Genomic DNA, 11633 nt, shown 5'->3' with positions numbered 1-11633 from the left:
AGGAAAGGCTATCCCCCAACAGAGGGAGCATTCTGATGGGGTTTCTGAGGATTCGTACGACCGTTGACGAGCGGCCCGGCCGGCTCGCCTCGCTGGCCGCCGCGCTCGCCGCCAAGGGCGGCAACATCCTGGGTCTGAGCGTGCAGACCGACGCGGACGGCACGGTCGACGAGTTCGTCACGGACATCCCCGCCGGGGCCGAGGCGGTGCGCGAGGCGCTGGAGGCCGCCGGGGGGCGCCGGGTCCAGGTCGTCACCGCCACCGCCCACGAGCTGACCGACGAGCCCACCCGCGTCCTGCTGCTCGCCTCCCGGCTGCGCATGACGCCCTGGCGCCTGCCCGAGCTGCTGGGAGAGCTGCTGCGCGCCGACGACTCCCGCTGGGTCTACGGTTCGGAGATGAGCGATCTTCCGGACCCGACCCTGCTGACCGTGCCCGTGGCCCCGCGCCGCGCGATCAGGATCCGCCGGGCCGAGCTGCCGTTCACCCTGACCGAGGCCGCCCGCGCGGCCTCCTTCGTCCGCCTGGCGCAGCCCGCCGTCGAGCAGTCCGGCGCCGAGCGCGACGTCACGCTCTCCGACGGCGTCGAGGTCAAGGTCCGCCCGCTCACCCGGCTCTACCGCGAGGCCGTACGCGACCTGCACGACCGCTGCTCGCCCGAGGCCCGCAGGTTCCGTTACTTCACCTCGATGCCGGTGCTGCCGCCGAAGGTTTTCGACCGGCTCTGCGACCGCACCCACGGTCAGTCGATCGTCGCCGGGCACGACGGCCAGGTCGTCGGGCTCGCCAACCTGATGTTCACCTCGGATCCGGGCATCGCCGAGATGGCGTTCCTGGTCGAGGACCGCTGGCAGGGCAGGGGGCTGGGCACCGCCCTGGCCGGGATGCTCGTCCACCAGGCCCGCGACCTGGGCTTCGCCGAGGTCAGGGCGACCCTGCTGTCCGACAACGTCCGGATGCGCAGGCTCCTGGTCTCGCTCGGCGCGACCCTGAGCTACACCGAGGACCCCGGCGTGGTGGAGGCCAGGCTGGCCGTGGGTGTGATGGCGACGGCATCCCCGAGCTGACCCCATCGCGTGGCCTCCCCGTTTCGAGATCGCTCAGGGGTCCCGAAGCGGGGAGGCCGCACTCTCCCGCGTCCCCGCCTCAGGAGGCCTGTCCCTCCTGGGGCGGGGGCGCGTCGTCGTTCTTCCGAGGGGCGGCGGTGTCGTCACCGTCCTGGCCGTCCTGGCTGTCCTGGCCGTTCTGCGGTGCGGTGGCGTCGTCACTCTGCGGGGCGGTGGCGTCGTCACGTGAGGCGTCGGCGGTGTCACGGGAGGTCTCGATGGCGTCCAGCCTGCGCTCGATCCGGTCCAGGCTCTCCTGGATGCGCTCCAGCCTGGCGGAGAACGCCGCCCCCGTGACGTGGAAGCCCTCCTCCGCCGTCGCCGCGCGCTCGGGGCCTCGCCGCCCGAGCAGCGCGATCACCTGGGCGCGTACGGCCTCGAGGCGCGCGCCCTGCCTCGTCAGCACCTGGGCGGCCACGCCCTCGCCCTCGCGGAGCAGGCCGAGCAGGATGTGCTCGGTGCCGATGTAGGTGTGGTGCAGGCCGAGCGCCTCGCGCAGGGACAGTTCGAGCACCTTCTTGGCGCGCTGGGTGAACGGGATGTGGCCACCGGGGCTCCTGTCGCCCCTGCCGATGATCTCCTCCACGTCGTTCCTGACGCGCTCGCCGCTGATGTCGAAGGCCCGCAGGGCGCGACCGGCGACACCGTCCTCCTCCAGGATCAGCCCGAGCAGGATGTGTTCGGTGCCGATGTGGCCGTGGCTGAGCCGCCTGGCCTCCTCCTGGGCTAGGACCACGACACGGCGGGCACGGTCGGTGAAGCGCTCGAACACGGGAAGCCTCCGTGAGGGGTGTCGAGGTGCTTGCCCCCACTATGCGCCAGACGGCCGTTCAGCGGGAGGAGATCTCCCCGGGCAATTCCCGCCCTCTTGTCGAAGGAATCTTACATTTTTGAGTTAGATTCATCGGAAATGGCTTTCGTGTCCGGGGGTGGCGTGCGTAGGGTCCCCGCATGACGACCGACGACTTCATCGACGCCCTGCCCAAGGTCGAGCTCCACGTCCACCTGATCGGCTCCGCCTCGGTCCCCACCGTGCTGGAACTCGCCCGCCGCCACCCCGACGGCGGCGTCCCCACGAACGAGGAGGAGCTGCGCGCCTTCTACAGGTTCACCGACTTCCCGCACTTCGCCCGGATCTACCAGGCGGTCAACGCCCTGGTCCGCGAGCCGGAGGACGTGGCGACCCTGGTGCTCGGCCTGGCCGCCGACCTCGCCCCGCAGAACGGCCGCTACGTCGAGCTGACCGTCACGCCGTACGCCCACCACGTCGTGGGCATGCCGATGCGTGAGGTCACCGAGGCGCTCGACCTGGCCGCCCGGCGCTCCCGCGAGGAGCACGGGGTGCGGATGGCGTACGTGTTCGACATCCCCGGCGAGTACGGGGCCGAGGCGGCCCGGGTCACCCTGGACCACGCGCTGCGGGAACCTCCCCAGGCGTTGGTAGGTTTCGGGCTGGCCGGGATCGAGCAGGAACGCCCGAGGTATCGCGACGTCTTTGCGGACGCCTTCCGGGCCGCCGTCGCCGCCGGGCTGCGCAGCCTGCCGCACGCGGGGGAGATGACCGGCCCCGAGACCATCTGGGAGGCCCTCGACCTGCTGGGCGCCGAGCGGATCGGCCACGGCACCTCCTGCGTGCAGGACCCCCGCCTCGTCGCCCGCCTGCGCGAGACCCAGATCCCCCTGGAGGTCTGCCCCACCTCCAACGTCTGCACCGGCCAGGTCGCCCGCGTCGAGGAGCACCCCCTGCCCCGCATGATCGAGGAGGGCCTGTTCGTCACCCTCAACAGCGACGACCCGCCCATGTTCGCCACCACCCTGAGCCGCGAGTATCACGTCGCCGCCGACCGGCTGGGCCTGGATCGCGAGACCCTCACCACCCTGGCCCGCAACGCGGTCGAGGCCTCGTCCATGGACCAGGCGGACAAGAAGGAGATCCAAGACGAGATCGACACCGTCGCCGCCCGGCACTCCGGGACGGTTTCCTGACGCTCACCGCGACCCGGTGGCCGTCAGGTCACGCCGATTCGCGATAGGCACGCTGTCGCCGCGCGGCCTCACGGAGCCGGGGTGCCTCGTCAGGCTCGTCGAGGGAGGCGACCAGCTCGTCGAACTGATCGGCGGGCATCGGCGTGACGTCAGGTGACATGAAGGTCATCCCCTCACCTCTCGGCGGTCGTGCGCCATCGTTCCGGATCGAAGGCCACGGTAACGGTAAGGGGCCGACCGCACAGCGTGATCGCGCCGGTCGGTGTGGATCGGAACCCGGCGACGGCGAGGGGCCGCCCTCAGACAGACCTCAGGGCGAGGAGATCCGGCCCAGGGACGAAGGGATCTTGGAGGCCGCCGCCCTGTCCAGCAGGAAGAGGGTGCGCTGGCGGCCTCTGGCGCCGGCGGCCGGGACCTGCATCGTTCCCGAGTCCGACAGGGCCAGCCGTACCGCTCCCGCCTTCTCCTCGCCGGCGGCGATCACCCACACGTCGCGGGAGTTCTGGATGACCGGCAGCGTGAGCGAGATGCGGGTGGGCGGGGGCTTGGGCGAGCCGTGCACCGCGACCACCGGGCGGGTGTCGTACAGGGCGGGCATGCCGGGGAACAGCGAGGCGATGTGGCCGTCGGGGCCCATGCCCAGCATCGTGAGGTCGAACGAGGGGGCCGGGCCGTGGTCCTCGGGGCGCGCGGCGCGGCGCAGCTCCTCGGCGTAGGCCTCTGCCGACTCCTCGGCGGTCATGCCGGAGTCGGGGCCGCGCATCACGTGGACCCGCTCGGGGTCGAGGTCGAGGTGGTCGAGCAGGGCCTTGCGGGCGCCGGTCTCGTTGCGCTCGGAGTCGCCGTCCGGCAGGAAACGCTCGTCACCCCACCAGATGTCCACCTTGCGCCAGTCGACGGCGTCCCTGGCGGGGGAGGCGGCGATCTCGGCGAGGGTGGCGATGCCGACGGTCCCGCCGGTCAGGACCAGGTGGGCCGAGCCCTTGGCCGACTGGGCGTCGACGGCTCGGACGATCACCCGCGCGGCGACGGCCTTGGCGAGCACGTCGGCGTCGCGATGGATGATCACAGTGGGAACGCTCACGGGACTTCTCTTTCGAAAGGAGGCACCCCGCGGCCACGGCCGCGGGGTGCCCACGGCTCAGGACTTGTGGGTCCGGGCGAGTCGCTGGATCGCGGCCGCGTAGATCTCGTCGGGGTCCAGCCGCCGCAGCTCCTCGGCGAGCAGCTCCGACGTCGGGCGACGGGTCAGGGCGACCCTGCGGTCCGGCTGGCCGGGACGCGACAGCATGGCTATGCGGCCGTCGCCCCGGGTGATGGTGATGTCGCCCTCGGCGGAGGTCAGCTTGACGGCGGTCAGGCCCGGCCCGGTGGACTCGGAGACCTTCACGGACGCGCCGAGGCGCTCGCTGAGCCAGGCCGCCAGCAGCAGGGCGCTGGCGTGGTCGGGCGCGGCCTCCACGGTGCCCCGCTTGACCTTGCCCACCGGCTGGTCGAACGCGGCGGCCAGCAGGCTCCGCCACGTCGTCAGCCGGGTCCAGGCCAGGTCGGTGTCACCGGGCACGTAACCGCGGGCCCGGCCGGTGATCGACTTGACCGAGTCGTCCGCCGACCGCGCGTCGATGATGCGACGCTGGGCCAGCATGCCGATCGGGTCCTTGGACGGGACGTCAGGACAGTCGCTGGGCCACCAGGCCACCACCGGGGTGTCGGTGAGCAGCAGCGGGCTGACCACCGAGTCGGCGTGCCTGGTCAGCTCCCCGTACAGGCGCAGCAGGATGACCTCGCCCGGGGTCGACTCGCCGAACCGGATCTCGGCGTCGAGCCGGTTGGGCTCCTCCGAGTCGCGGGGGATGACGACCAGGATCCGGGAGGGGTGCTCCCTGGCGGCCTCGGTCGCGGCCCGGACCGCGTCGTACTGGTCGCTCTCGCCGCAGACCACCACGAGGGTCAGCACCATGCCGACCGCCGGGGTGCCCATCTGGTGACGCAGGTGGGTGAGCTGCGAGGAGATCTTCGAGGCGGTCGTGCCGCTGAGCATGAAGCTGGTCATCTACAGCCGCCTCCAGACGCGCCCGTCGCGGGCCATCATCTCGTCGGCCGAGGCCGGCCCCCACGTGCCCGCGGGATACTCCTCCGGCGGGCCCTGGGAGCTCCAGAACTCCTCGATCGGGTCGAGGATCTTCCACGACAGCTCGACCTCGCGCTGGTGCGGGAAGAGCGGCGGGTCGCCGATCAGCACGTCCAGCAGCAGCCGCTCGTAGGCCTCGGGGGAGGACTCCATGAACGACTCGCCGTAGGCGAAGTCCATCGAGACGTCCCTGACCTCCATCGCGGTGCCGGGCACCTTGGAGCCGAACCGCACCGTGATGCCCTCGTCCGGCTGCACCCGGATGACCAGGGCGTTCTGCCCCAGGATCTCGGTGTCGTCCTTGCTGAAGGGCAGGTGCGGCGCCCGCTGGAACACCACGGCGACCTCGGTGACCCGGCGGCCGAGCCGCTTGCCGGTGCGCAGGTAGAACGGCACCCCGGCCCAGCGCCGGTTGGCGATCTCCACCTTGATGGCCGCGTACGTCTCGGTGATCGAGTCGGGCGGGATGCCCTCCTCCTGGGTGTAGCCGATCACCGGCTCGCCGCCCTGCCAGCCGGCACCGTAGCGGCCGCGCGCGGTGGCCTGCGACAGGTCCGACGGCAGCCGCAGCGCCTTGAGGACCTTCTCCTTCTCCCTGCGCAGCGAGTCGGCCCCGAACGACGTCGGGTCCTCCATGCCGACCAGGGCCAGCAGCTGCAGCAGGTGGTTCTGGATCACGTCGCGGGCCGCGCCGATGCCGTCGTAGTAACCCGCCCGGCCGCCGATGCCGATGTCCTCGGCCATCGTGATCTGCACGTGGTCGACGTAACCCCGGTTCCAGATCGGCTCGAACAGGTTGTTGGCGAACCGCAGCGCCAGGATGTTCTGGACGGTCTCCTTGCCCAGGTAGTGGTCGATGCGGAACACCGAGCTCTCCGGGAAGACCGCGCTGGTGATCGCGTTCAGCTCCTGGGCGCTCCGCAGGTCGTGCCCGAAGGGCTTCTCGATCACCACCCGGCGCCAGGACCCGGCGGGACCGTCGGCCAGGCCGGTCCGCTTCAGCTGCTGGACCACGACCGGGAAGAACTTCGGCGGCACCGACAGGTAGAAGCCGTAGTTGCCGCCGGTGCCCCGGGTCTGGTCGATCTCCTTGAGCATCATCGCCAGCGCGTCGAACGCGCCGTCGTCGGTGAACTCGCCCCGGCAGAAGAAGATGCCCTCCGCCAGCTGCTTCCAGACCTCCTCGCGGAACGGCGTGCGCGCGTGCTCCTTGACGGCGTCGTGGGTCAGCTGCGCGAAGTCCTGGTCCTTCCAGTCGCGGCGGGCGAAGCCGACCAGGGAGAAGCCCGGGGGCAGCAGCCCCCGGTTCGCCAGGTCGTAGATCGCCGGCAGCAGCTTCTTGCGCGCCAGGTCGCCGGTCACGCCGAACAGCACCAGCACGCACGGCCCCGCCACGCGCGGCAGGCGCTTGTCGCGCGGGTCGCGCAGCGGGTTGGCGTCGATCAGGGCCTCGGTGATGCCGGTGGTCGCGGCGGCGGTGGCCGTGGTGGCCGTGGGCGTCACCACTTTCCCGGTGAGCGCCGCCTCGGCGTTCGTGCTCTCCCCGGCGACCGCCGGGGAGTTGTCCTTGCTCATGCGAACCTCCAGCGGCCCATCAGACCTCCCGCGCGGCGGCGAGCAGGCGTGCGACTCCGGCGGCGCGGTCGGTCAGGTGCAACCGCACGGTGGGGCGCCCGCGGCTGGCCAGCGCGCCCTGGTCGCCCAGTGCCTGGGCGAGCTGGAGGCGGCCCAGGGTGTAGGGCTTGCCGGGGACCTCGACGTCGTCCTCGACGGCCCCGGTGATCTGCAGGAAGACCCCGTTCTGCGGGCCGCCCTTGTGGTACTGGCCGGTGGAGTGCAGGAAGCGGGGGCCCCAGCCGAAGGTGACCGGGCGTTCGGTGCGGAGCGCGAGCAGCCCGCGCAGCGTGGCCGGGTCGGCCCCGCTCCACACGTCCGTCATCTCCTCGAACGAGGCGCCCTCGGGGTAGGGGGCGTCGAAGGCCGCCTCACGGTCGAGGTAGGCCATCACCGCGAGGTAACCCCGCTCCGGGATCGCCTCGAGCAGCCCGGTGAGCACGTTCGACAGGTCCTTGGCGTCCTCGGAGCCGGGGAACTCGCCGTACACCTCCACCGGGCCGTCGACCAGGAGCGGCGTGCCGACCGGCAGCTCGGCCTGGTCGAGCAGCTTGGCGGTGTTCTCCTTGGACTCGGCCACGTTCGGCTGGTTGAACGGGTCGATGCCGAGGACGCGGCCCGCGATGGCCGTGGCGTACTCCCAGACGAGGAACTGCGCGCCCAGCGGGCCGACGACGGTCACGGTGGCGTCGGTGTCGATCCCGACGAGCAGCTCGTCGTCGGCGTCACCCGGGTCGGCGCCCACGACGGGCAGGATGCCCTTGCCGGACTTGCCGGTGGACTCGGCGACCAGCTGCTCGATCCAGTCGGGCAGGCCGTTGATCTCCGACAGGCCGTCCTCGAGCACGAGCTTGTCGCGCCCGGCCGCTGCGGCGGCGCCCAGGGCGGCGCCGAGGTCGAGGCCGGGGTTGCCCTCGGTCCGCGACAGCAGCGGCGCCACCTCGGCCGCGTCGTCGAGCAGCCGCTCGACGTCGGCGCCCGCCAGCGCGCTGGGCACCAGGCCGAACGCGGTCAGGGCGCTGTAGCGGCCGCCCACGTTCGGGTCGGCCAGGATCACCTGGTAACCCGCCTCGCGGGCGCTCAGCTCCAGGGGCGAGCCGGGGTCGGTGACGACGACGATCCTGCTCGCCGGGTCGATCCCGGCGTCGCGGAAGGCCTTCTCGTAGATCCGCCGGTGGCTGTCGGTCTCGACCGTGCCGCCGCTCTTGCTGGCGACGACCAGGATCGTGCTCTCCAGCCGGTCCTCCAGCGCGCGGCGCACCTGACCGGGGTCGGTGGTGTCGAGCACGGTCAGCGGCACGTCGGCGGAGGCGGTGATGACCTCCGGGGCGAGGGAGGAGCCGCCCATGCCCGCCAGGACCACGTGGTCCAGGCCCTCGGCGCGGGCCCGCTCCACCAGCGCGCCGATCTCGGGGAGCAGCTGCCTGCTCGTCCGCGGGAGGTCGAGCCAGCCGAGGCGGACGGCCGCCTCGGCCTGCGCCTCGGCGCCCCACAGCGTGGGATCGCCGGAGGCCAGGGCCTGGGGGACCCCCTCGGCGGCGAGCTGCCCGGCGGTCTCCCCGGCCTGCTCGGTGAGGTCGTCGTCGCCGAACGTTACGGACAATGACATGTGTTCCTCACGCCTTCTTCAGCTCGGAGGAGACGGTCTCCAGCAGCTCTTTCCAGGAGGCCTCGAACTTGTCCAGGCCGTCCCTTTCGAGGAAGCTCACGACGTCGTCGTAGTCGATGCCGGCCTCCTTGAGCGCGGCCATGGTGTTCCAGGCCTCCTCGTAGGAGGAGCGGACCGTGTCGCCGGTGATGTTCCCGTGGTCGGCCGTGGCCTGCAGGGTCTTCTCCGGCATCGTGTTGACCGTGCCGGAGGTGACCAGCTGGTCGACGTAGAGGGTGTCGGGGTAGTCGGGGTTCTTCGTGCCGGTGGAGGCCCACAGCGGGCGCTGCGGCCGGGCGCCGGCCGCGGCCAGCGCCTGCCAGCGCGAGGACTCGACGACCTCCTCGAAGGCGGCGAAGGCGAGGCGGGCGTTGGCGATCGCGGCCTTGCCCTTCAGCGCCAGCGCCTCGGGGGTGCCGATCTTGTCGAGGCGCTTGTCGATCTCGCCGTCCACCCGGCTGACGAAGAACGAGGCGACCGACTCGATGGCCGACAGGTCCAGGCCGCCTGCCTTCGCCTTCTCCAGGCCGGTGAGCCAGGCGTCCATCACGGCGCGGTAGCGCTCCAGGGAGAAGATCAGCGTGACGTTGACGCTGATGCCCTCGGAGATCGCCTGGGTGATCGCGGGCAGGCCCTCGACGGTGGCGGGGATCTTGATGAACAGGTTGGGCCGGTCGACCAGCCACCACAGCGCGCGCGCCTCGGCGATGGTCTTGTCGGTGTCCTTGGACAGGCGGGGGTCGACCTCGATCGACACGCGGCCGTCCACCTGGCCGGTGGCGTCGTAGACCGGCCTCAGCACGTCGGCGGCCCAGCGGATGTCGTAGGTGGTGATGGCCCGCACGGCCTCCTCGACGTCGACGCCGCGGATCTTCAGGTCGTGCAGCTGGCCGTCGTAGGCGTCGCCCTTGCTCAGCGCCGACGCGAAGATCGTCGGGTTGGAGGTGACGCCGACCACGTGGTTGTCGATCAGGGACTGCAGGTTGCCCGTACGCAGGCGCTCGCGGCTGATGTCGTCCAGCCAGATGGAGACGCCCTGCTCGGAGAGCTTCTTCAGGATCTCACTCATGCTCAGTTTCCCGTCGTCTCGCCCTTGTCGGCTCCGGTCTTGGCGAGGCTCGCCTTGGCTGCGGCGGCCACGCGCTCGGCGGTCAGGCCGAACTGCTCGTAGAGGGTCCGGTAGGGGGCCGAGGCACCGAAGTGCTCCAGGCCGACCACCACGCCCTCGTCTCCCACGAACTCCCGCCAGCCCAGCGAGATTCCCGCCTCCACCGCCACGCGGGCGCGCACCGAGGAGGGCACCACCGTCTGCCGGTAGGCCGCGTCCTGGGCCTGGAACCACTCCACGCACGGCATCGACACGACCCGGGTCGGGAAGCCCTGCGCCTCGAGGATCTCGCGGGCCTCGACGGCGATCTCGACCTCGGAGCCGGTGGCGATCAGGATCACCGAGGGCTGGCCGTCGGAGGCGTCCCGCAGGACGTAGCCGCCGCGGGCGACCTTCTCCGCGTCGCCGGTGCCCTCGAAGACCGGCAGGTTCTGGCGGGTCAGCGCCAGCGCGGCCGGGCGGTCGTTGTGCTCCAGCACGACCTGCCAGGCGGCGGCCGTCTCGTTGGCGTCGGCCGGGCGGACCACGTCGAGACCGGGGATCGCGCGCAGCGACCACAGGTGCTCGATGGGCTGGTGCGTCGGGCCGTCCTCGCCCAGGCCGATGGAGTCGTGCGTCCACACGTAGGTGACCGGCAGCTTCATCAGGGCCGCCAGCCGCACGGCCGGGCGCATGTAGTCGCTGAAGACCAGGAACGTGCCACCGTAGGGGCGGGTGCCGCCGTGCAGCGCGATGCCGTTGAGGATCGCCCCCATCCCGTGCTCGCGGATGCCGAAGTGCAGCGTGCGGCCGTAGGGGCCGCCGGGGAACGCCTTGGTCTGGAACTCCTCGGGGATGAAGGACGGCTCGCCCTTCATCGTGGTGTTGTTGGACTCGGCCAGGTCGGCCGAGCCGCCCCACAGCTCGGGCAGCACCGGAGCGAGGGCGCTGAGCACCTCGCCGGAGGCCTTGCGGGTGGCGACGGAGGAGCCGATCTCGAAGGACGGCAGCGCCTCGGCCCAGTCGGCCGGGAGCTTTCGCGCGGAGATGCGGTCGAACTCGGCGGCGCGCTCGGGGTTGGCCTCGCGCCAGCTCTCGTAGAGCTTGTCCCACTCGGCGCGCACGGCCCGGCCGCGCTTGACGACCTCGCGGGAGTGCTCCAGCACCTCGGCGGGGACCTCGAAGTTCTTCTGCGGGTCGAGGCCCATGACCTTCTTGGTCGCGGCGACCTCGTCGGCGCCCAGCGCCGAGCCGTGGATCTTGCCGGTGTTCTTCTTGTTGGGGGCGGGCCAGCCGATGATCGTGCGCAGCCGGATGAACGACGGCCTGCCGGTCTCGGCGCGGGCGGCCTCCAGGGCCTGGTGCAGCGCCTCGACGTCCTCGACGTAGTCGCCCGTCTGCGTCCAGTCGACGGTCTGGGTGTGCCAGCCGTACGCCTCGTAGCGGGCGACGACGTCCTCGCTCAGCGCGATCTGGGTGTCGTCCTCGATCGAGATGTGGTTGCTGTCGAAGACGACGGTCAGGTTGCCCAGCCTCTGGTGGGCCGCGAGCGAGCTCACCTCGTGGCTGATGCCCTCCTCGATGTCACCCTCGGAGGCGATGCACCAGATGTGGTGGTCGAACGGGCTCGCGCCCGCAGCGGCCTCCGGGTCGAACAGGCCGCGCTCGCGGCGGGCGGCCATCGCCATGCCGACCGCGTTGCCGATCCCCTGGCCGAGGGGGCCGGTGGTGGTCTCGACGCCGATGGTGTGGCCGTGCTCGGGGTGGGCCGGGGTCAGGCTCTCCCACTGGCGCAGCCCCTTGAGGTCCTCCAGGCTCAGGCCGTACCCCGACAGGAAGAGCTGGATGTAGAGGGTCAGGCTGCTGTGACCCGCGGAAAGGACGAACCGGTCACGGCCCGCCCAGGAGGGGTCTGACGGGTCATGCCGCATCACCTGCTGGAACAGCAGGTACGCGGCCGGCGCCAGGCTCATCGCGGTGCCGGGGTGACCCGACCCCGCCTTCTCTACGGCGTCCATGGCCAGGGCCCGTACGACGTCGACCGCGCGGCGGTCCAGGTCG

9 protein-coding genes and 1 pseudogene are annotated in these 11633 nt (G+C 71.7%); 2 read left to right on the top strand and 8 right to left on the bottom strand.

What is annotated here, in order from left to right; translation table 11 throughout:
- The first annotated feature begins 35 nt into the window (after window positions 1-35).
- Window positions 36-1067: a GNAT family N-acetyltransferase gene (locus AC5L38_RS35440; RefSeq protein WP_495247171.1), complete on the top strand. Its 1032-nt coding sequence runs from the start codon at window positions 36-38 to the stop codon at window positions 1065-1067.
- Window positions 1068-1422: 355 nt separating this feature from the next.
- Here the strand turns inward: AC5L38_RS35440 and AC5L38_RS35435 are convergent.
- A pseudogene (locus tag AC5L38_RS35435) lies at window positions 1423-1878 on the bottom strand (Clp protease N-terminal domain-containing protein); the annotation flags it as partial.
- A 179-nt stretch (window positions 1879-2057) separates the two neighbouring features.
- Between AC5L38_RS35435 and add the strand changes: the two are divergent.
- Window positions 2058-3092, top strand: a complete 1035-nt coding sequence (gene add, locus AC5L38_RS35430; protein ID WP_495247170.1) for an adenosine deaminase — start codon at window positions 2058-2060, stop codon at window positions 3090-3092.
- Window positions 3093-3120: 28 nt separating this feature from the next.
- Here the strand turns inward: add and AC5L38_RS35425 are convergent, their stop codons facing one another.
- The 7 genes from AC5L38_RS35425 to tkt all read right to left on the bottom strand — a co-directional run bounded on the left by AC5L38_RS35425 (window position 3121) and on the right by tkt (window position 11590).
- Complete coding sequence (locus tag AC5L38_RS35425; protein WP_495247169.1) at window positions 3121-3252, bottom strand: hypothetical protein; 132 nt, start codon at window positions 3250-3252, stop codon at window positions 3121-3123.
- 150 nt (window positions 3253-3402) lie between these two features.
- The gene (gene pgl, locus AC5L38_RS35420; RefSeq protein ID WP_495247168.1) at window positions 3403-4176 is read right to left on the bottom strand and encodes a 6-phosphogluconolactonase; all 774 of its coding nucleotides are present in this window, start codon (window positions 4174-4176) and stop codon (window positions 3403-3405) included.
- A 57-nt stretch (window positions 4177-4233) separates the two neighbouring features.
- The gene (locus tag AC5L38_RS35415) at window positions 4234-5145 is read right to left on the bottom strand and encodes a glucose-6-phosphate dehydrogenase assembly protein OpcA (protein ID WP_495247167.1); all 912 of its coding nucleotides are present in this window, start codon (window positions 5143-5145) and stop codon (window positions 4234-4236) included.
- A complete protein-coding gene (zwf, locus tag AC5L38_RS35410) occupies window positions 5146-6798 on the bottom strand; it encodes a glucose-6-phosphate dehydrogenase (protein WP_495247166.1) in 1653 nt (550 codons plus the stop codon).
- A gap of 19 nt (window positions 6799-6817) precedes the next feature.
- A complete protein-coding gene (locus tag AC5L38_RS35405) occupies window positions 6818-8446 on the bottom strand; it encodes a phosphoglucose isomerase-related protein (RefSeq protein ID WP_495247165.1) in 1629 nt (542 codons plus the stop codon).
- Between the two features lie 7 nt (window positions 8447-8453).
- Window positions 8454-9554: a transaldolase gene (gene tal, locus AC5L38_RS35400; RefSeq protein WP_495247164.1), complete on the bottom strand. Its 1101-nt coding sequence runs from the start codon at window positions 9552-9554 to the stop codon at window positions 8454-8456.
- A 2-nt stretch (window positions 9555-9556) separates the two neighbouring features.
- Window positions 9557-11590 (bottom strand): transketolase, encoded by a 2034-nt coding sequence (tkt, locus tag AC5L38_RS35395; RefSeq protein ID WP_495247216.1) that lies wholly within the window; start codon window positions 11588-11590, stop codon window positions 9557-9559.
- Between the last annotated feature and the right edge of the window lie 43 nt (window positions 11591-11633).

It is taken from the genome of Streptosporangium nanhuense (genome assembly GCF_059358815.1).
This window is presented reverse-complemented; position numbering and strand designations above follow the sequence as displayed.